The organism is Psychrobacter sp. PSi21 (assembly GCF_054960615.1).
The window spans coordinates 187,071-208,830 of sequence record NZ_JBHNYR010000002.1 but is presented as its reverse complement, the minus strand read 5'-3'; the positions used below and the strand labels follow the sequence as shown (position 1 = coordinate 208,830).

Sequence of the window (21,760 nt, the reverse complement as noted above, 5' to 3'; positions counted from 1 at the left end):
TGTATCAGTTTATTTATTCATTGAGGAGCAATCATCATGACACAATCCACCCAAACGAAGACCATGCAAACTAAAACAACAATGGTTAAAAATCTGAACAACAAAATGGTCAGCATGCGTACTTTAGCCCTATCAGTCTTGTTAACAGGGCTGCCAACATTAGCATTTGCCCATCCTGGGCATGGTCTGATGACAGATGAAGCTACCTTTGGTCATTCGGTCTTGTCAGGTATCATGCATCCTTTGACTGGATTTGATCATCTTGTGCTCGCGCTTGGTATGGGTATGCTTTTGACCCAAATGCACAGCTTTAAAAAAGGGTTGGCCTCGTTGGTAATAGGTCTGGTTGCAGGGTTTATCTTGAGCTTAAATACAAGCTTAAACAGTACGTTTATCGAATCAGGTATCGTGCTCTCTATTGTACTACTCACCATGGCACTGATGAGCCGCTACTTTAACAGTGCGCTCAATCCAAGCAACAATAGCTCTGTAAAACAGTGGCATCACGTAACCGTCATTGGTTTTGGTGCACTCGCTATGTTTCACGGTGCGGCACATGCCATCGAAATCCCCGCTAACAGCAGTCAAATGGGATTTTTCACAGGCATGATTATCGCTATGCTTGGGCTTTATATTGTTGGCCGAGGTATCGCGATTTATCTAAATACTCACCTACAGAACAGTCTAATCATTCAACGTCTATTGGCAGTGGTTGGCCTATGCGGCGTATTGTTTGTTTAGAAGTTACTTGACGCAACCTTCATATATGCATACGATAGTCAAACCTAATTATTGTTAACAATAATAGGGTTTGTTAACAATACAAGGAATAAGTATGTCTGACACTGCCCAACAAGTAGAATTTGACCCTCAAATAATGGATTATGACCATGGTCACCTCAATGCTTCTACTAAAGATTCAAGGCTATATAACGAGGATTTGGCACCCATACAGGAGTCAGAACGTACTTGGGGGTGGTTTGCCATCTTTAACGTGTGGTCAAACGATATCCAAAGTTTGTTTGGCTACACGCTTGCTGCCTCACTATTCTTGAGTTATGGGCTGAGTGGCTGGTGGGTGATGGCAGCGATCATATGCTCGGGCTTTGTGGTTATGTTTATGGTCAACTTAACGGGCAAGCCAAGTGTCAAATACGGCATTCCTTTTCCTGTATTGATACGTTCAAGCCTTGGGATTAATGGCGCCAATCTACCTGCCATGATGCGAGCCATCATTGGTATTTTTTGGTATGGGGTGCAGACGTACTTTGCCTCGACAGCCGTCGCCATTTTATTGACGCTCGTCATGGGCAGCTCAGACGCAACCTTTTTGGGACTCAACAGTACGGCTTGGCTTGCTTTTGTTATCGTTTGGATATTTCAGTTATTACTGTTTTGGTCAGGGGTCGAGACGATTAAGCATTTCTTGAATTGGGCAGGGCCTATCGTTTACATTGTGATGGTGATACTGATGGGGATTGTCTGGTATCAGTCAGGGTCAGAGCTGTTGCCCGCCATTGGCTCTATTTTTAGCAGTAATAGTGATTATACTGGTGGCCCAGTGCAGGCTTTTGTCGCGATTGTGGGCACGATGGTGGCTTATTTTGCGGCAGTTGTGATCAACTTTGGCGATTTCTCACGCTTTTTACGCAGTGAAAAGGATATGAAGCTGGGCAACTTGGTTGGCTTACCTGTCAATATGGCGTTCTTTTCATTCATTGCGCTGGTCATTACGGCAGGTACGCTCGTATTGTTTGGGGAAGCACTGACCAATCCATCTGATATTGTAGAGCGCGTTGATGCCTTGCCACTGACCATCGTTGCCGCCTTGACCTTTTTTGCCGCGACTGTCGGTATCAATATGGTCGCCAACTTTATACCGCCTGCTTACGATTTAGCCAATCTGTTTCCTAAGCATATCAACTTTCGTATGGGCGGCTTGATAACAGCAGTTATTGCGTTTTTTGTCGGCGCGCTATGGCTATCCTTTATCAGCCAAATCGGTATCGTTGGCTTTGTCAATGCCGTTGGTGCCGTCATCGCGCCATTCTTTGGTATTTTGATTGTTGATTATTATCTGATCAAACGTCAGCATATCGATATGAACGACTTATTTTCTGACAAGCCCACTGGCGCTTACTATTACTATAAAGGCTGGAATATCCATGGTCTCATCGCATTTGCAATAGGCGCTATTTTTTCATTATCTACCGTGCTTATACCAGCATTAAGTAGCCTTGAAGGGTATGGGTTTTTGTTAGGAGCGGCACTAGGCGGCGTGTCTTATTGGTTATTGATGCGTCATGTGCCGCAAATACTCTCTGCAAAACAAAATACCATAACTCATTAAAATCTTGTCCAAAAAAATCAAAGCGGCTAAAATCGCTTGATCGTTTGACTATTTTTTAGACTGTTTTTTAGAAAGATATCTTTGATAGATATTGTTATTGTTTTTATATAGGAACACCAATAATGACTCAAAAAGTCAACAGTGATTTTGATCAAAATACATACCCACGCGACCTCAAAGGCTACGGTGGTCAGCCGCCAAAAGCAAACTGGCTGGGCGGCGCAAAAATTGCCGTACAGTTCGTCTTGAATATCGAAGAAGGGGCAGAAAACAGCGTCATCCATGGCGATGGACAGTCCGAGCGCTTCTTGTCGGATATCTTGGGCACACCTGAGTTTAATAACCGTCACCAGTCGATTGAGTCTGCATTTGAGTACGGCAGCCGCGTCGGTGTCTGGCGTGTGTTGGATGTTTTTAAAGAGTACGGTGTACCCATCACCACCTTTACCTGTGCTGCCGCTGCCGAAAAGACGCCGCACATTATCGAGCGCGTCTTAGAAGACGGTCATGAGATTGCCAGTCACGGTCTGCGCTGGATCACTTATCAATATATGTACCGCGAGACGGAACGTGAGCACATCCGCCGCGCGACCAACATATTTGAGCGCATGCTCGGCAAGCAGCCACTCGGCTGGTACACGGGACGCGATAGCCCAAACACCCGCGAGCTGGTCGTCGAGCAAGGTGGCTATGGCTATGACTCCGACTCATACGGCGATGAGCTGCCGTACTGGCTCAATGTCAAAGCCCAAGATGGCAATATAATCACCCGCAAGCCGCATTTGGTCATCCCTTATAGCTTAGAGACCAATGACATGCGTTTTTCTTCGAGTCCAGGGTTTACTCACGCCGAGCCGTTTTATCAATATCTCAAAGACAGCTTTGACACCTTGTATGAAGAAGGTGCAGACACTCCCAAAATGCTGACCATCGGTTTGCATTGCCGCATTATTGGACGGGCAGGACGCATCAAAGCACTAAAACAGTTTTTGCAATACATCACCAATAAGCCTGACGTGTGGATATGCCGCCGTGATGAGATCGCTAAGCACTGGTATGACAACCATCCAGCAACACCAGAAAACACAGCCAACTGGATGTAGCTTTTACCACGACAGCCACTACCATGGCTGTCGAATACGCCGCAGTGTGTCGAATAAATAAAACAAGCGGCACACGATCAATCAACTCTATTATTAAATAAAAGGAATCATGATGAGTCAAAATACTTCAGAAGTCGGACAAATTATCTCGGCAAACAATCTACCTGAGAGCCTGCCAGCCTTTACTAAAAAATCAAATGTGGCTGACAGTCGTTTGGGTGCCAAAGCGTTATTTGCGACCGATGACTTTTTTGCGGATAAGAGCCGTATCCTAAATCCTGATGCGCCTGTCTTTGTGGTCGGCAAATTCGATGACAATGGGAAATGGATGGATGGCTGGGAGACACGCCGCAAGCGTCATTTGGGCTATGATTATTTAGTCATCCAACTGGCGCGTCCGACCAAAATCGCAGGCCTTGATATTGATACCAGTCACTTTACGGGTAACTTCCCTTCTTCAGCCAGTGTCGATGCATTATATGCGCCAGAGCTACTACAGCAAGCGGATGCGGCGCTCACCGATCTCAATAAAGAAGACTGGGACAGCTTGGACTGGCAGCCCCTTGTCAGCATGACCCCACTACAGGGCAATCATCATGAATTTGTTGAAACTGATAACGAGCAAACAATCACCCATATTCGTTTGAACATTTATCCAGATGGCGGCGTTGCTAGGCTACGTGTCTATGGTGACATCCAGCTCGATGCCAGCCTAAACAATCAAGATGAGATGCTCGACTTGGTAGGCGCGCTAAATGGCGGTCGCGCAATTGCCAGCAATGACGCGCATTTTGGTGAAGCCAGCAACTTACTGTTACCGACCAAAGCGCCCAATATGGGAGATGGCTGGGAAACCCGCCGTCGCCGTGAGCCAGGCAATGACTGGTGTATTATTGCCTTAGGTCAAGCAGGTATTGTCGATTCTATCGAAATCGATACCGCTCATTTTAAAGGCAATTATCCTGATAAAGTCTCAATCCAAGCCGTCTACTCGCCAAATACGCCAGAGCAAACCTTGGTCACTCAAAGTATGTTTTGGGACACGTTACTTGAGCCGCAAAAAACCAATGCCGATGACGTCCATACCTTTGGTAACGACAAGCTCCAGATAGACCAGCCTATCACCCATATTCGGGTCAATATCTTCCCAGATGGCGGTATCAGCCGCGTGCGCGTGTTTGGTAAAGTAGCAGATCAAGCGGGTACTACTGCTGATGCAGAGGTCAAATAATGAGTGTTATCCTAACGGCTCAGCCTTTGACCAAAGCCGACTTTGCCCCTTACGGCGTGGTTATCGAGCGCTATAGTGATGAGGAGCAGACGGCTGACAACACGTATGAGATCAATAATGGCTATGCCGTTCGCCATCATGCGCTTGCTGAGAGTCAGCTTGAGGGTGGCACTGTTGGCATGAGTATCTTTCGAGCCAAAAAACGTGAGAATCCGATTGCGCTGTCCGTTATGGAATATCATCCATTTGGCACGCAAGCATTTGTGTCGATGGAGGGTCAAGACTATGTCATCGTCGTTGCCAAAGCAGGCGCGCCGCCGCAATCGGCAGATGATCTGGCCGTGTTTTATGCCAAGTCGCATCAAGGCGTACAGTATGATGCCAACGTCTGGCATCATCCCTTATTGGCGCTTGGACGCGATAGTGATTTTTTGGTAATTGATCGTATCAATGGCGAGGGTAATAACTGCCATGAGATAGACATTACGGACTGGGGCGTGCTTATTGAATTAGAAAATGTACAAAACTAACGTGTGTGTTTGATACATCCTAAAGTACATTGACTTCCTCACCTCATATTTAAGAGGGGAGGAAGTCAAGTTCTGCTAAACATCACTTATAAGCCTATTGTTTCTAAAAACAGGGCTTTAGCAGATTAACAATACGCTCAACGACTTGCGTACTGTCATCACGAGTCATATTCAGCGCTGGCAGCAGACGAATCACATGTCCACCAGTCACGTTAATGAGTATTTTTTGCTCATCACGGGCGCGATCAACCAGTTGGCTACAATCCATATCTTCTGGCAATACGATACCAATCATCATGCCCGCACCGCGGCTACTGACACCATACTGCTGTAAGCTGCTGACGATCCCATCACGGATAAACTGACCTTCACGTACCGCATTGTCCATTGCGTCTGTATTAGAGAGCACCTCATATACGCTATGTACCACACGGCTGGCAAGTGGGGTGCCGCCATAGGTTGAGCCATGACTGCCTGCACCAAATAAGCCATTAGCGCGTCCGCGTACCAAGCAGGCACCGACAGGGAAGCCATTGCCGAGACCCTTTGCAGTAGTCAGTACATCAGGACGTGCATCGCTATGCTGGTAGGCAAAATATTTGCCTGTACGGCCGTTACCTGTTTGTACTTCATCAAGCATAAACAACCAGTCATGCTTATCACACGCGGTCTGTAGCTGCTCTAAATAGGTAAAACCATTGGCGGCGGTATTCAGGCCACCTTCACCTTGAATTGGCTCAACAAATATGGCGCAAATGTCATCATGCTCTGCTGCAGCCTTTTCAATGGCGTCAATATCACCAAATGGCACCCGAACAAAGTCATCATCTAACGTAAAAAAGCCTTCACGCGCTTTTGGATTGGCTGTCGCTGAGACTGATAATAAGGTACGACCATGAAAGGATTGCTCCATCACAATCACTTTAGGACGGGTAAAGCCTTTGTTGTGCGCGTACAAGCGTGCCATTTTTAGTGCTGCCTCGTTGGCTTCTGCGCCACTATTGGCAAAAAAGACGCTATCCATCTCTGCTGCTGCACACAGTACTTCGCCTGTGCGCTCTTGCCAATCGATACCATATAAGTTGCTGGTATGAATCAGGGTAGATGCTTGCTGGGTGATGGCTTCAGTAACCTTGGGGTGGCAATGTCCCAAACCGCAAACCGCAATACCCGTCAACGCATCCAAGTAGGGCGTATCATCTTGTGTATATAGCCAGCTGCCCGCACCGCGAGTAAAGCTGACAGGTTGGCGATTATAAGTAGGCATCAAATAGCTGGCAGACATACGGGTATCCTTAACAGAACAAAATAATAAATAAGCAAATAAATAGACTACAGCAAGCTATAGCTCATCGGAAAAAGGTGAAGACTCAGCAGGGACGCTGTATTCTTCGTTGGCCCAAGCCCCTAAATCAATCAATTTACAGCGGTCACTACAAAATGGCTTAGCAGGATTGTCTTGCCAAGCCGTTGGCGTACCGCATCGAGGGCAAGGATAGGTTTTGGGCAGCGGGGAGGGATCTGATTGGTTCGTCATAGAAGTGAGGATATCCTCAGTGTATTCGCGAATAAGAGCCGTTATAATAGCATGCGACCAGCAAAAGACAAACACCAGAAGGGCAAACAATGACACCACAACAAACACTCTCACACCACAAATCGCGTGCCTTTCAGCCTGAAAAACTCTCAGCACCACGCGACTTTGTCATTCCTACCACTTTACTTGATACCGATGATAAAAGCACATCCGTTGTGATTGAGATCGGTGCAGGGAAGGGCAAGCACGCCCTGCAGTTTGCCGCGCTCCATCCCAACCAGCAGCTGATTGCTATTGAGCGTACACGAAACAAATTTGAAGCGTTTGAAAAACTGGTACAGCAGCAAAAGCTGCCCAATTTAACTCCCATTCATGCTGACGCTATTGCGTGGTTGGTTCACGCGACCAAACCGAACAGCATTGCAAAGATATTTATCCTATATCCCAACCCTGAGCAGCACAATGCCAATCAGCAGTGGCTGAACATGCCATTTTTTGAATTTTTATTGTCACGTTTGCAGGTGGGCGGCGAAATTGTTTTGGCAACCAATATTGAAGGCTACATGGACAATGCAGAGCAGCAAGCACTCAATATATGGCAGCTGCCAGCAGGACGCTCAACTGTACCTGTAGACAGCGCAAGAACGCACTTTGAGATTAAATACTTAGCACGTGGTGAGACTTGTTGGGAGCTTGTCATGCACAAGCCTAAAGGGTATCGAACCCGATTTGATCAATAAGCAAAAAGTATTTATTATATGAAATAGCCTAAGCAACTAAAAAATAAATTGAAAAAACCGCCACTAAAGGGCGGTTCAAAAATCAGCTACCATTGCGTGTTAATAAGCACACTAAAGAAAAGGCTTCACCAATCTCTCAGAATCTGTGTGCGCATCGATCACGGTTAAAAACGTGTAAGCACCGATAAACTTGCGACTAATAAACATAAACTCTTTAGGTGGTAAGTTGAATTCAAAGGACTGCATGGCTTTTCTAGCGGCTTCAGCCAAACGTGAATGTAACTGGCTATTAGCCCATATGTAGCGATTTTTTGTGTCTAAACAATCTATAGGAATATCGGAATTGGTTTTGGGATAACTAAAAGGCTCTGTGGCCAGCAAAAATAGCGATGCCACGTCATTTTTGACTTTACTACTCATAGTATTGAAAAACTCATAACCTGTCATGGCAGCTTGCATCGCGTCATGATCATGTAAGTAACCTGCACGAAGTAGGCTACGAGCAATAATAAGCAAGTTATCATCAAACTGACGAATCGCGCCAAAATCTAGCAAAATGAGCTTATCAATATCTTCGTCATTATCACTGACGCGCACAAGGTAGTTGCCAAAATTTGGATCTGTTTGCATCTCGCCCCATACAAAAATCTCTTGCATGATGATTTCGATAGCCGCTTGTCCAATAGCGTTTAAGCGCTCAGCAGGTAGCAGTTGCAATGTCTCAGAGGTCACCGTAACGCCTGGCTCATAACTCATACAAAGCAGACGATTATTTGAGTACTCACGATTGATCTTAGGTACGATATAACGCGGGTCATCGATAAGACGCTCATAAAAACGCTCAGTCGTAGCGGCTTCGACTTCATAATCGACTTCATGATGTAGTAGGTCGCGTATTTCTTCAAACCATGCTTCAAGCGCACGCGTTTGCGGCACAATATTACTGACCTTAAGCAAACGCTTAAATAATGCCAAGTCTGAGTCAATGGCTTCTGCCACCCCTGGGTATTGGATTTTCAACACCACCTGTTCGCCAGTAGTGATCACCGTAGCGCGGTGTACTTGTGCCAGTGAAGCGGTGCCAATAGGGTCAGGGTCAACGTCTAATTCTGACAGCTTGTCTCCCAAAAGACGCTGCAGATTTTGTTCAATCCCCGACCATGTCAGCGTGGCAGTATCATCATTCAAAGTGTGTAAGGCACGGGTGATCTCAGGTGGCAGAATGTGCTCGCCATACATAGCCATCATTTGGCCAATTTTGACTACAGAACCTTTGAGCTTCCCCAGCTCTTCGGCAACGTAATTTGCCTGCGCCTCCATAAATGCTTGGTTACGCTCAGAGCGCGCTTGTTTGTCCAAAAACATCCCAGAAACGCTGTTACCTGCCCAACGACGACCGATATTTAAAGAAGTTTTGGCAATCGACAAACGACGCTCAAACCCTGAAGTTTTTAGCGTATCAATCGATTTTTTTTTATTAACGGGTTTAGACGTATCAGATGCCATAAATATAATCATTTATTAGGTTAGTAATGATGTGTAGGTCTGAGACCGACAATACAAGAGGGTAAATAGTTACTATACAAAATTGTATCATATAAACGGCGGCTGCCTTGTCAGACATGGTAACCGTTTGATTCATACCAGCAATCATCAGGTAGCTGTTTGGTATAAAAAAAGTAAGAAAACGGCCTAGCGGGGTGAAGACTAGGCCGATTCTGGCTGGCACTCAAATGGAGATTTGATGCAAGCGGTGCTGGAGGTAAATACGCAATGCCAGTCGTGATTTAAGTATTTTCACGAGCGATGGCATGATGACCGATATCACGGCGATATTGAGCACCCTCAAAGCTGATCGCTCCTGTCACTTCAAGAGCGGCTTGCTGTGCTTCTAAGATACTATCCGCCATTGCGGTGACACACAACACGCGTCCGCCGTTGGTGACGATATTTTGCTCATCGGTGCTCAGCGCCGTACCTGCATGGAAAACTTTGGTGTCGCCTGTTTGTGCATCCATGGCGGGTAGGCCTGTGATGACGTCTCCTTTTGAAGACGATTCAGGATAGCCTTTAGAGGCCATGACCACACCAAGGGCAGGGCGCGCGTCCCAATCAGCTTGCTGCGGTAACTCGCCTGCCAAACCTTGACGTACCAAATCCACCATAGATGATTGCAAACGCATCAATACCGGCTGTGTTTCTGGATCACCGAATCGGCAGTTGAACTCGATCACAAACGGATTGCCTTGCTCATCAATCATAAGACCTGCATACAAGAAACCTGTGTAAGGATGACCGTCGGCATTCATGGCATCGACCACAGGTTGAATGACCTGTGACATCACTTTGTCATGTACCGATTGGGTCACAACAGGGGCGGGTGAATACGCGCCCATACCGCCAGTGTTCGGGCCAGTATCGCCTTCACCAGCTCGCTTGTGATCTTGGCTGGTGGCCATAGGCAAGATGTTATTGCCGTCAATCATACAGATAAAGCTGGCCTCTTCACCAGTCAAAAACTGCTCAATGACGACGCGGCTACCCGCATCGCCAAATTTGTTGTCCGCGAGCATATCATCAACGGCGGTATGTGCTTGCTCGATAGTTTCGGCAACGATCACGCCTTTGCCTGCAGCGAGGCCATCAGCTTTGATGACGATGGGTGCGCCTTGCTCATCAATATACGCTTTGGCTTCATCGGCATCTGTAAAACCTTGATAAGCGGCAGTTGGGATATGATTTTTTGCCATAAATTCTTTAGCAAAAGTTTTGGAGCCTTCAAGCTGAGCGCAGTATGCCGTTGGGCCCCAAGCTTGAATACCTGCGTCGCGGCAGGCATCGATAATGCCCGTGACCAGCGGTGCTTCAGGGCCGACGATAACCATGTCAATGTTGTTTTGCTCACAAAATTCGATGACAGCGCTGTGCTCGCCTGCGCCTTCTTTTGGCATTAGGGTAACGTTTTGGCATTTTGGCTCAACTGCTGTGCCAGCGTTGCCTGAGGCGACATAGACAGTTTTGACATTGTCATCTTTTGCACACTGCCATGCCAAAGCATGCTCACGTCCACCTGAACCAATCACCAAAATGTTCAACATACATCCGACCCTTAATATTAAGATTTAGTAGTAAATACGTTAATAGTAGATAACAATAATGCCAGATGGCGTATTGCTACTTATGCTGGGCTATTCTAACAAAAAATAGTCACCAATTACCATGTATGAAGGCCTGCAGGTAGGCAATAAACCTAGGCCGCGATGATTGCCAATCATCTGATAAGTACCATATAAGGTAGAAAATGGCTTGCAACACATGTTTTAGAAGATTGATATGCCAATAATGTATATATAATCGCTGTCCATATATCAAAATATGACAATCTGAAGGTGAAAAAGGTCTTGCAGTAGGCGTATAATAGGGGGCAGTGATATCGGGAATATACACACAATCAACGACTATCAATGTACTTGCCAGCTATAAAATAAGGTTGTGTGATTTTATATTATCGTGGTGGCAGTTAGTTAGTACGCGGTTGATACCAGCTTATCCCGATATCGAGTTGGATAAACATAGAAGAGGGTCGCCTGTGACAGCGGCCTTTTCATGCTATGCTTATAATTTTTTGTATAATAACTTTTAAGATACCATTAACCTTAGAAACACATTTATAAAAAGGATCAATCTATGCCTAACTCTCTTAGCATTACCAAAGAGCGCATCGGCCAGATTAGCGATATTGCCACAAGCTACGTACAAGAAGACAAGTCGCTGTTAGACCACTTTATTAATAGCTACTATTATCCATTGCATCAGGAAACGGCTGATAAGATCGGTGATGTCGATTTGGCAGGCATGGCGCTACATCATTTTACGCTATTAAAAGCTTATGATGGCAGCAAGCCACAATTGGCTATCTTAAACCCCGTCGCAGAAGAACAACATTTTCATACCTCGCATACCGTCATTCAGATGGTGGCTTATGACCGTCCATTTTTGGTCGATACCTTACTGATGAGCCTTGAGGCGCAAGGCATTGATGTCCACCGCACTTATAATACCATCATCAACATTCAGCGTGATGATGACAATCAAATTACCAACATCAACCCCGCCAATGAAAGTGCTATTTGTCACTTATCATTGATTCATTGCGAGATTGCCTATCAAGACAGTGACACATTGGTTGATTTATATCAGAATTTGTTGGATAAAATTGATACGTTAGACACGGTTGTTGGTGACTGGAAACAAATGCGTGATCGTTTGATCGAGCTCAAAGCTGAATTGGCACAAAAGCCGTTACCTGAAGTGTTTTATGCGCAAGAAGAAATCCAAGCCTTTCTCGACTGGATCTTGGATGACCACTTCATTTTCTTAGGATACCGTGAGTATCGCTTAGAAGGCAGTAATGCTATTGAAGTAGGTGATAGCAGTAGCATCACTGAGAACACGGATCTGGATCTATACACCATTGGTAACAGTGGTCTTGGACTGTTACGCGGTGCAGAAGACGATACCATCTCTGAGAGCTTCAGCCGCTTACCAACTGAGCTTAAGCGTTTGCTGACTGAACCACGAGTATTGATGCTGTCAAAATCAAGCCGCGTGTCGCCGATTCATCGTTCTGTTTATATGGACTTCTTGGGTATTCATAAATTTGATGACAACGGCAAATTGGTCGGTGAGTACCGCTTTATTGGTCTATTGACCTCACAAGCCTATCAGCTCAGCGTCCAACAGATCCCACTATTGCGCGAAAAAGCCAATAAGATCATGGCGATGGCTGATTTGCCACGCGACGGTCATGCTTATCACAAAATGATGCATGTGATTAATACTTTGCCGCGTGATGACTTGTTCCAAGCCAGCGTCGAAGAGTTGTATCCGATTGTGTCAGGCATCTCACAATTGCAGGACAAAAAGAGCCTGCGTCTATTCAGCCGTGTGGATCATTATCAGCGTTTCGTATCATGCTTGGTATACATCCCGCGCGCGAAGTTCAATACTGAGCTGCGTATCAAAGTACAGCAAGTACTTAAAGAGGCTTACGGCGGTGAGTCTTCAGGCTTTACCACCGAGTTTAATGAATCAGAACACGCCCGCGTACACGTACACGTACGCACCACGCCAGGTCAAGTCAATGATGTCGATAGTGCCGCATTAGAAAACGAGCTGACGGTATTGATGCAATCATGGGTAGATGATTATCAATCGGTACTGCTTGATAATGTGGGTGAGCAGCAGGCCAATACCTTGACGCGCCGCTTTTTAAACTATATTCCAGCCGCTTACAAAGAGCATTTTGACACCCGTACTGCGGTTGAAGATACCAAGCGTTTGGCCAGTTTGAGTGGCGATAAGCCCATGATTTGGCATTTGTATCGTTCAACAGGTGATGCCAACGATCAGTTGCACCTCAAGCTCTACGGCCGCAATCAGCCTGTGATTCTCTCTAAAGTATTGCCAATTCTTGAGAACTTTGGTGTATCGGTCATCTCAGCCCAGACTTATGAGTTTGATTTGCCAGAGCAGCCCATCTGGATGCAAGAGTACGAGTTAACCTTACAGCATGTCGACACAGTTGATATGCAAGTAGTACGCGGTCAATTTGAAGAGAGCCTCAAGCAAATTTGGGCAGGTCAAGTTGAAAGCGATACGTTTAACGAGTTGGTCTTGACCACGCGACTGGATACGTATGATGTGGTGTTATTACGTGCCTTGTCACGCTATATGCTACAAGCGCGTGCGCCATTCTCAGGTTCGTATATCCAGCAAACGGTGGTCAAAAACAGTGCCATCAGTGTGGCACTATGCAACTTGTTTGATGCGCGTATGAACCCAGAGTACAGTGCCGAGGAGCGCCAAGAGAAAGTATCAAACATCCAAGAGCAAATCACCAGCGCGCTTGCCGCAGTGGACAGCTTGGATGAAGACCGTATTTTGCGCTGGTACTTGGACTTGATCAATGCGATGGTACGTACCAACTTCTATCAAGTTAACGCAGAAGGCGAGCGTAAAGATCGTTTATCATTCAAATTCTTAGCGGCAGACATTCCAAACTTGCCCAAGCCAAAACCCATGTTTGAGATCTTCGTCTACTCACCACGCGTCGAAGCGGTGCATTTGCGCGGCGGTAAAGTCGCCCGTGGCGGCTTGCGCTGGTCAGATCGTATGGAAGATTTCCGTACCGAAGTCTTAGGTTTGGTTAAGGCACAGATGGTTAAAAACGCGGTTATCGTCCCTGTGGGCTCAAAAGGCGGCTTCATCGTCAAAACGAAAACCATGGCAGATGGTCGTGAAGCATTCCAAGCAGAAGGCATTGCCTGTTATCAGACGTTCTTGCGCGGTATGCTCGATGTGACCGATAATATTGTTGATGGCAATATTGTCCCGCCAGCCAATACCGTGCGTCATGACGAAGATGATCCGTACTTGGTAGTTGCAGCAGATAAAGGCACAGCGACGTTCTCTGATATCGCCAATGCGCTCGCGGCAGAATACAACTTCTGGTTGGATGATGCCTTTGCTTCAGGCGGCTCTGTTGGTTATGACCATAAAGCGATGGGTATCACCGCACGTGGTGCGTGGGAATCGGTTAAGCGTCACTTCCGTATGCGCGGTATGGACATCCAAACGCGTGACGATTTCACGGTTGTGGGTATCGGTGATATGAGCGGCGACGTCTTTGGTAACGGGATGCTGCAATCGACCCATACCAAACTGGTTGCGGCCTTTAACCATCTACATATCTTTATCGATCCAAACCCAGATACGGCCAGCTCGTATGCAGAACGTGAGCGTCTGTTCGCATTGCCACGCTCGACTTGGGAGGATTATGATCAGTCATTAATCAGCCAAGGCGGCGGTATTTTCTCACGTAAAGAGAAAAACATCGTTATCAGTTCTGAGATGAAAGCAACGTTTGCGATCGAAGCGGACAGCTTAACGCCAAACGAGCTGATCAATGCGTTACTCAAAGCGCCTGTTGATTTGCTATGGAATGGCGGTATCGGTACGTACGCGAAGAGCGTTAACGAAACCGACGCTGAAGTGGGCGATCGTGCCAATGATGCGGTTCGCGTCAATGGTAATGAGCTTGGCGCAGCAGTTATCGGTGAAGGTGGTAACTTGGGCTTTACCCAGCAGTCGCGTATTGAATATGCCCAAAACGGCGGCCGTGTTTATACCGATGCGATTGACAACTCAGGCGGTGTTAACTGCTCGGATCACGAAGTCAACATCAAGATCTTACTTGGCAAAGTGGTCGAGCAAGGCGACATGACCCTCAAGCAGCGTAATGAATTGCTCGAAAGCATGACCGATACGGTGGCTGATTTGGTACTGCGCCAGAACTACCTACAACCACAAGCCATTGAGCTGAGTCACATTCGTGCGGCAGCCAACTTGAGCGATCATCAACGCTTTATCCAGCTGCTAGAAGCTGAGCAGCGCTTGGATCGTGCAATTGAGTATTTGCCATCGGATGAAGACATTGCCAAACGTCAAAAAGCAGGTGTTGGCTTGACCAATCCTGAACTGGCTGTGGTCATGGCCTATGGCAAAATTTGGGTCTATGACAATCTATTATTGTCTGACTTACCAGACGATCCATACTTTATCAATGAGCTGCGTAAATACTTCCCAGATGAATTGGTTGGCCGCTTCTTTGATGAGATGACTGAGCATCGCTTGCATCGTGAAATCATCAGTACGTATTTGACTAACAGTGTGGTCAACCGCTTGGGTATTGAAGCGCTGTTCCGCTTGCATGAAGAAACGGATCAGTCACTGGCAACCATCATCCGAGCTTATGCCATCACTCGTGATGTCTTCAACGTTAGCGAAGCGTGGCAGCTGCTTGAGTCACTCGACAACCAAGTCGATGCAACCTTGCTGCTGGAGCTGGAGCTGCGTTTACGTGATGTACTAGAGCGCGGCGTGGTGTGGTTTATCAACACCTTTGGTCAAAAACTACAAGTGGCCGATATGATTACCCGCTTTGGTGACAGTGTTGAGCACTTAACCAAAATTGGTGGCTTTGTTGAGCAGCAATTTGCCGACTACATGCAAGAAGACACAGCCCAGCTACGCGCTGACGGCCTATCCGATCATGACGCGGCGCTGTTTGCCATCTTGCCTTATCGCGTAGATGCCCTTGACACTGCCTTGCTGGCAGAGCAATATGAGCGCCCTGTTGACAAAATTGCTGAGCTGTATTTTGAGGCCTATCAAGCGCTGCAACTCGATTGGATGATGGATCACATCGCCATGCTACCGCAGAACGATTATTGGGATCGCCGTGCCCGTCATGCCTTAGTTAACGAGCTATCACGCAGCCTAAGACTGCTGATGGATGCGATTTTGTCTCAGCCTGATGCCGATCAAGCCTTTAGTGATTGGAAGAAGCGTCACAGTGCGCAACTGCAAGAAGTAACCATGGACATGCACAAGCTTGACGTCAGCGACAGTGATGGCGGCGTCAGTCTGTCTACATTGTCTGTATTGATGAGTGAGATCAGTGGTTTGGTGAGCAAGTAACTCAGTAGACCATAAATAGTAAATGATAAAAACCCACCTGTTCGCAGGTGGGTTTTTTATGCGAACTAATCAGAGCGTTAACAATATAAAGCTCAAAGTATTTGGTTCGAAAAGCTAACCACTTATTTTGTGACAGCCCTGCCCAGTAATTTGACTAAACCCACCTGAGAGTTTTTCGATCTTGATTTGGGTCAAAATGCGATCTTTTAGGGCTTGTACGTGAGAGATGACACCAATCAATTTGCCTTCTTGCTGTAGATTGGTCAGCGTATCAAGCGCAATATCTAACGACTCTTCATCTAAGGTGCCAAAGCCTTCATCCAAAAACAGCGAGTCCACGCGAATATTTTGGCTCGCCATTTGTGACAGTCCCAGTGCAAGCGCTAAGCTGATAATAAAGCCTTCACCGCCTGAGAGGTTTTTGGTGCTGCGTATCTCACCACCTTGATAGTTATCAATAACGTTCAGCTCAAGTGGACTGTTTTCATCACGTGCCAGCAAATAGCGATCACTCATTCTTTGTAGCTGAGTATTGGCATGTGTGATCATGATCTCAAAGGTAAGGCCTTGGGCAAAGGTGCGATATCTTTTGCCATCGGCGGAACCGATAAGTTTGTGCAGCTGTTGCCACACTTGTAATTTTTCTTTTTGATCGTTAATGGCCTCCGCTTGTGCCTGCTGGCTATTTTTCTTATCTTCGTTTTCTTTTAGCTGCTGACTGATGGCACCAATGGCTTCCATTTGCTTATTAGAAGCGTCTTGCACTTGGGCTTGCTGCTGCGCCAGTGTGTCTCTGTGGTCTGTAGTCAGTGGGTTTGCTTGTTTGTCTTCCCATGTGCGTTGTGTTTCTTTTAACAACGACTGCGCTTGTCTTAGCACGTAATCGATATGCGCTTGCTGCTGCTTGAGCGTATTGCGCTCATCTATCGGCAGACGCGCCGCCAAAAAATCGGCCTCATCAGAAAAGTCAGAACCCGCCAGCGCTTCGTTAAAGGTGTTCTGTTGTATTTCTAAAGTTTGCGTGGCGTCTTCGATACGTTCGGCCAAGGCCTGTTGCTGCTTTATAAGCTGTTGCAAAGTATATGTCTCGTTATCAAGCTGTCGTTGGGCAATGCCTTGCGCCTCTTGTGCTTGCTCTAGTGTGTCTCTAAGTGTCCGCTCAGCTGCTTCTAGGTTGGTCGCATCAAAAACCTCTGCACGTTCTTCTTGACGCTGGGTCAGTACGGCTGTCTGTTCATTCTTCGTTTTTATCAGATGTCTAAGTGCATCAGTATCTTTGTTGAACTGTACTTCTTTATTCTCAATATATGTCTTTATACGATCCAGGTCGGTCTGTAAAGCCTGCTGTTTGCTTTTATCTTCAGCGAAAGCGTCTTTTAGCTGTACGAGGGCGCGGCGCTGCTGGCGTAGTTCTTCAAGATAACTGTCATAATCGGCATTGCTCAGAATTCTTGGTTGTTTAATGCTAGCCGATAATAACTGTAAGTTTTCGGGTGCATGTTGCAAGGTACTGAGCGCCTCTATCGGATAGTTACTGGCAGCATAAGGGTCAATGCGCTGCAAAATGGCAGTAATGAGCGTTTGTAGTTCAGAAAAGTTCTCTGCAATCTTATTATCGATACCCGTTATGTTGTTTTCATTGATGGTAATCTGTGTTTTCTGCTCAGAGATATCGTTTGCCAACGCTTGCTGGTCTTGCGATGCTTTCTCTAGTGTCTCACGCATACGGGTTATGTCTTCACCGTAACTTTCGTAGCGTTCTAAAGTATTTGCGATTTCTTTTTTATACTGATTTAACTGGTCTTTACTATCAACAAGTGTTTGCGCAATGTCGTTATCACTGCCCAACGCCAGTAACGGTTCTATCAAGTTGGCAATAGTACGGTCAGCCGCGTTTTCATCATTCATCTGTTGGCTGATGACATGCAGCAGTTCCGTTATGGCGGTATCATGCTGCTGTATTTGCGCAGTGAGTTCGGCTTGCTGATTTTTTTTACTCGCAAGCGTACTTTGTTTACTTGCCTGCTCAATCTGCTGGGCAGTGATGCTTTTATTCAGCGCGGCAATTTGTTCGTCTAAAGTATCAATATACTGTGCTAACTCGGCACTTTCGCTATCGGGCACGAGATGCGGGTGACTAGCACTATAAGGGTGCTTGAGCGCGCCGCATAGCGGGCAGGGGTGACCGTCTTGCAGATTGGCAATATGGCTCTCTAGCGTAGCAACCTTTTGTTGTAGTTGCAGCTGATTGGACTTGTCTTGGTGTTTTTCTTTAGTGTGTTTGAGGTTTTCTTTTTTCGTTGTAATTAAGTCTTCATAGTCACTGATTTCACTATCTAGCTGCTCGATGTGACTTATGGTTTGTGTCACTTGTGGGTTGAGATCACGGCGCTGCTGGTCATGAAAGCGCAACTGATCGAGTTGCTGGTTAGTGCTGTCTATTTGCTGTTGTGTCTCACGCATCTGTGTAACCGATTGCGCTTGAATCAGCTTGCTTTGCTTTTTTTGTAGGGTAGCCAATTGGTCTTGGATGGCTTTATTTTTTTTGCTGTGATTTTCTTGGCGCGTCTGCCATGCTGCTAAGGCTGTTTTTTGTTCTTGTATCTCATGCTCTTGGCGGTCTTTTTCTTGGGAAAGCGCTGAATTTTGCTGTATTAAATCTTTTAGGCGACTGCACTCTTTATCAAAGATGAAAATATCGCTGTCTAATTGGCTTAAACTATCCGTGCTGGCAAGTTTTTTAGTCAATTGCGCGCATTGGTTTTCTTTTTCTATAGCGACGCTTTTTTGCACGGCAATATTTTCAAGCAGTTGCTCATTATCTGCTTTAAGTGTGTCATGTCTGTCATGTATATCTTTTAAGGTATGACGCTGCTGAGCGATCTCGTTATCAATATCACGTGCTTTTCGAATCTTCGGCAGCATGATTTGCAATGCGTTTTCTGCATTTTGGCGCTGTGTTAGTCGCTTCTCTAGCTGCGTACCAGCACTTTGTGTATGTGCTTGCTGCTTGGGTAGGCCGTATTTGAGCTGCGTTTTTTCTTGGTCTAATTTGACAATGTGCTTGCGGGTAGATGATAGCTCACCAAATTGACTATCAAGCTCTAGTGCCTTGTTAGCAGCGGCTAAGCGCTGAGAGTTAGGAACAAAATCTTGCTGAGCTTGCTGCGCCTGTGTCAGATCATTTTGATACGTGTGTATCTTTTTTTGTAATTCGGTGACGTTATCGAGCCAGATAATCTGTTTGGCCAAGTTTTGCAAGGTCTGCTGCTGCTCACTGTGGGTGTGTTTATGCGCCTGCAAATCAGTAATCAATTGATTTTCTGCATCGGTATCTAAGAGCGCTAAACCCTCTAAACCATACTGTAATTTACTCAGTATCTCTTGTTCGGTGCGATGCTTTTCATGGACCTGCTTGGAGATAATGGCATATATATCTGTACCCGTAATTTTTTCTAGAATATCGGCGCGCTCGTCGGCTTTGGCTTTTAAAAAAGCTGAAAAACTGCCCTGAGCCAGTAGTATTGAGCGGGTAAACTGCTGAAAGTCCATCCTTGTCAATTCGATGATTTTATTTTTGGTATGTTTTAGCGTACTTTCTAAAAGCTCGTCCTCTTTTGACGCATCATTGACGTTTATTTTAGCAATCTCATGGGTCGCGTCTTGCAGATTGCCGTCTGCTTTATTATAAGCACGGCGCTGTCCCCAACGGCAGCGGTACTGCTCACCATTCAAATCAATCACAACCTCAGCGGAGCACTCCGCGGTTTGCCGCGTCATCACTTCATTGCTGCTTTTGCTGATGCTATTGATTCTGGGCGTTTCACCATATAACGCCAGACAAATGGCATCCAAAATGGTGGTCTTGCCAGCGCCAGTCTGTCCTGTGATGGCAAAGATACCTTCATTGCTAAAAGCAGGGTCGGCAAAATCAATATGCCATTCACCTTTGAGAGAGTTTAGGTTTTTGAGTCGAAGTTCGATGAGGCGCATGGGTTTGTCTTATTGTTAGTGGTCGCGAATACAGCAGTAAAAATTGATACGGCTAAACATACTTGGCGTAATGGGTCACTCAGCCTGCTTGTCTTCATGGCGTAGATGATAAAGGATCTGTCCATAAGCATCGCGTAGTGAGGTTTTTTGCGAGTCAGGGACATCATTGATCGTCAAGCAGCGCTCAAACACGTCCATCTCATCTAAATCTTGTAAGATTTCAGAGGACTGCTGCTGATTAAGCACTTTATTATATGAATTAGAGTCTTTAGTGACTAAGACTTCAAAAATTGTACCTTCTACCATGTCATTAACTTTATCTTTTAGGCCACTGATAATCTCATCACCTGTATAAATAACCTCTAGCCAGATAGACTCTGTTTGGGTAAGCGATTTGATTTTTTGCTCGATCGCTATCAAGTCACCAGATATTTGCGCCAGTTGTTGGAACTTTGGAATGGATAGGGAGAGGACTTGCATCTGCTTGGTATCATTGCGGTGCAGTACTGTATTAGTGGCTGCATGATGCACAGATTGGACAGGTATGATTTCTCCCTCGGTTTTTGCTACAGGTGCTTTTGTCACTTCCTCATCATCTACAACCTCATCGAAGCCAAACAAGTCATCCATATAAGCCACTTTGTCGGACGCTTTTTTAGCGCTTTTTTCTACTGGCTTTTCACTTGTGATGGCGGTATTAGGCTTTGGATTGGCAAGCTGAGGAACAACGCTATCAGATGTGGTGTGCAATTCTGCGACTTCATTATCAGCATTACTTATAGCACCGAACTGTATAAGCAAGACCTGCTTTTGCTGCTTTGCTTCTCCAAAACCCATCGCGATGGGCGAGCCTGAATAGCGAATATGCTCACAACCACCGACGCGCTGCGGCACATGCAGATGCCCAAGGGCAACATAATCAAAGCAATCATCAAACGTGGCGGCCGATACATTACCCAAGTTTCCCACATATAGATCACGTACACCATCATCCTCGGTGGTCTTGCCATCTACGGCAAATAGATGACCAGTGGCAATAATCGGGATATGTCGTTGGTGCGTCTTAACCAATTCGGCTTGCTTGGTTTTGGCAATGGCGGCGACGCTATCGTAATGTGCTGTTATCCCAGCAATGACATTGGCATCTTTGGTCTGGCCCGACTCGCCAGCGCTGCTGCTGCGCACATCACGGTCACGCAGGTAGGGGATCGCGGCGATAATACAATGCGGCGCGTTGTCAGCAGCGTCTAATACCAAGACCTCATCGCGTAAGTCCTCACAAGCTGTACCGATGACGTGGACGTTTAAAAACTTTAAAACATGGCTTGGCGCATCCAAAAACGTCGGTGAGTCGTGATTGCCCGCGACAATAACGACATGCTGACAGCATGAGCGCGAGACCTTGCTCAAAAACTCATAATACAGCGCTTGGGCTTTATTGCTTGGGGTCATGGTGTCAAAGATATCGCCTGCGACAATCAATATATCTACCTGCTCGGTGCTAATGGTCTGCTCTAGCCACTGCAAAAACGCTTCAAATTCTGTATAGCGCAGACGCCCATAAAGCCTGCGCCCCAAATGCCAGTCAGAGGTATGCAGTACTTTTAAAGGGCGAGCTGGTAGGTAGTGGGGTGCGATAGATAGCGTCATAGGTGGTCTTATCGTCAAGCTTAAAAGTGGTGGGAAATGATGGGTAGATGGCTTGCATTTTAGCAAGAATCATTGAAGTTTGCTG

Annotated in this window: 13 protein-coding genes; 7 read left to right on the top strand and 6 right to left on the bottom strand. The window is 46.2% G+C overall.

Features of this window, described 5'->3' with window-relative positions; all coding sequences use genetic code 11:
- Positions 1-36 precede the first annotated feature (36 nt).
- The 5 genes from ACFI32_RS02815 (at position 37) to ACFI32_RS02795 (ending at position 5,214) form a co-directional block, all read left to right on the top strand.
- Positions 37-741 carry a HupE/UreJ family protein gene (locus ACFI32_RS02815; protein WP_462624983.1) on the top strand — a complete coding sequence of 235 codons (705 nt, stop codon included), beginning with the start codon at positions 37-39 and terminating at the stop codon, positions 739-741.
- A 94-nt stretch (positions 742-835) separates the two neighbouring features.
- On the top strand, positions 836-2,350 hold the full coding sequence (locus ACFI32_RS02810; RefSeq protein ID WP_462624982.1) for an NCS1 family nucleobase:cation symporter-1: 1,515 nt from the start codon (positions 836-838) through the stop codon (positions 2,348-2,350).
- A 122-nt stretch (positions 2,351-2,472) separates the two neighbouring features.
- Entirely contained in the window at positions 2,473-3,453 is a 981-nt protein-coding gene (puuE, locus tag ACFI32_RS02805; protein ID WP_462624981.1) for an allantoinase PuuE, read from the top strand.
- Between the two features lie 112 nt (positions 3,454-3,565).
- The gene (gene alc / locus ACFI32_RS02800; RefSeq protein ID WP_462624980.1) at positions 3,566-4,684 is read left to right on the top strand and encodes an allantoicase; all 1,119 of its coding nucleotides are present in this window, start codon (positions 3,566-3,568) and stop codon (positions 4,682-4,684) included.
- Entirely contained in the window at positions 4,684-5,214 is a 531-nt protein-coding gene (locus ACFI32_RS02795; RefSeq protein WP_462624978.1) for an ureidoglycolate lyase, read from the top strand. The genes alc and ACFI32_RS02795 overlap by 1 nt, the downstream gene beginning before the upstream one ends.
- 103 nt (positions 5,215-5,317) lie before the next feature.
- Here the strand turns inward: ACFI32_RS02795 and ACFI32_RS02790 are convergent, their stop codons facing one another.
- Positions 5,318-6,499: an acetylornithine transaminase gene (locus tag ACFI32_RS02790; RefSeq protein WP_462624977.1), complete on the bottom strand. Its 1,182-nt coding sequence runs from the start codon at positions 6,497-6,499 to the stop codon at positions 5,318-5,320.
- A 57-nt stretch (positions 6,500-6,556) separates the two neighbouring features.
- Positions 6,557-6,751, bottom strand: coding sequence for a DNA gyrase inhibitor YacG (locus ACFI32_RS02785; RefSeq protein ID WP_462624976.1), 195 nt, complete (start codon positions 6,749-6,751; stop codon positions 6,557-6,559).
- An 89-nt stretch (positions 6,752-6,840) separates the two neighbouring features.
- Here ACFI32_RS02785 and ACFI32_RS02780 point away from each other — a divergent pair, with 89 nt between their 5' ends.
- A complete protein-coding gene (locus ACFI32_RS02780; RefSeq protein WP_462624975.1) occupies positions 6,841-7,491 on the top strand; it encodes a DUF938 domain-containing protein in 651 nt (216 codons plus the stop codon).
- Between the two features lie 111 nt (positions 7,492-7,602).
- Here ACFI32_RS02780 and ACFI32_RS02775 read toward each other — a convergent pair whose 3' ends face one another.
- Positions 7,603-8,997, bottom strand: coding sequence for an ABC1 kinase family protein (locus ACFI32_RS02775; protein ID WP_462624974.1), 1,395 nt, complete (start codon positions 8,995-8,997; stop codon positions 7,603-7,605).
- A gap of 281 nt (positions 8,998-9,278) precedes the next feature.
- Positions 9,279-10,586 (bottom strand): phosphoribosylamine--glycine ligase, encoded by a 1,308-nt coding sequence (gene purD / locus ACFI32_RS02770; RefSeq protein WP_462625000.1) that lies wholly within the window; start codon positions 10,584-10,586, stop codon positions 9,279-9,281.
- A gap of 592 nt (positions 10,587-11,178) precedes the next feature.
- Between purD and ACFI32_RS02765 the strand changes: the two genes are divergently transcribed.
- Entirely contained in the window at positions 11,179-16,032 is a 4,854-nt protein-coding gene (locus ACFI32_RS02765; protein ID WP_462624973.1) for an NAD-glutamate dehydrogenase, read from the top strand.
- A gap of 114 nt (positions 16,033-16,146) precedes the next feature.
- Here the strand turns inward: ACFI32_RS02765 and ACFI32_RS02760 are convergent, their stop codons facing one another.
- Positions 16,147-20,025, bottom strand: coding sequence for an AAA family ATPase (locus ACFI32_RS02760; protein ID WP_462624972.1), 3,879 nt, complete (start codon positions 20,023-20,025; stop codon positions 16,147-16,149).
- Between the two features lie 75 nt (positions 20,026-20,100).
- Positions 20,101-21,675 (bottom strand): exonuclease SbcCD subunit D C-terminal domain-containing protein, encoded by a 1,575-nt coding sequence (locus ACFI32_RS02755; protein ID WP_462624971.1) that lies wholly within the window; start codon positions 21,673-21,675, stop codon positions 20,101-20,103.
- Positions 21,676-21,760 lie beyond the last annotated feature (85 nt).

Bases quoted from the DNA above. Each gene is read 5' to 3' on its own strand.
- ACFI32_RS02815 (WP_462624983.1), top strand. From the start codon at position 37: ATGACACAATCCACCCAAACGAAGACCATGCAAACTAAAACAACAATG.
- ACFI32_RS02810 (WP_462624982.1), top strand. From the start codon at position 836: ATGTCTGACACTGCCCAACAAGTAGAATTTGACCCTCAAATAATGGAT.
- puuE (WP_462624981.1), top strand. From the start codon at position 2,473: ATGACTCAAAAAGTCAACAGTGATTTTGATCAAAATACATACCCACGC.
- alc (WP_462624980.1), top strand. From the start codon at position 3,566: ATGAGTCAAAATACTTCAGAAGTCGGACAAATTATCTCGGCAAACAAT.
- ACFI32_RS02795 (WP_462624978.1), top strand. From the start codon at position 4,684: ATGAGTGTTATCCTAACGGCTCAGCCTTTGACCAAAGCCGACTTTGCC.
- ACFI32_RS02790 (WP_462624977.1), bottom strand. From the start codon at position 6,499: ATGTCTGCCAGCTATTTGATGCCTACTTATAATCGCCAACCTGTCAGC.
- ACFI32_RS02785 (WP_462624976.1), bottom strand. From the start codon at position 6,751: ATGACGAACCAATCAGATCCCTCCCCGCTGCCCAAAACCTATCCTTGC.
- ACFI32_RS02780 (WP_462624975.1), top strand. From the start codon at position 6,841: ATGACACCACAACAAACACTCTCACACCACAAATCGCGTGCCTTTCAG.
- ACFI32_RS02775 (WP_462624974.1), bottom strand. From the start codon at position 8,997: ATGGCATCTGATACGTCTAAACCCGTTAATAAAAAAAAATCGATTGAT.
- ACFI32_RS02765 (WP_462624973.1), top strand. From the start codon at position 11,179: ATGCCTAACTCTCTTAGCATTACCAAAGAGCGCATCGGCCAGATTAGC.
- ACFI32_RS02760 (WP_462624972.1), bottom strand. From the start codon at position 20,025: ATGCGCCTCATCGAACTTCGACTCAAAAACCTAAACTCTCTCAAAGGT.
- ACFI32_RS02755 (WP_462624971.1), bottom strand. From the start codon at position 21,675: ATGACGCTATCTATCGCACCCCACTACCTACCAGCTCGCCCTTTAAAA.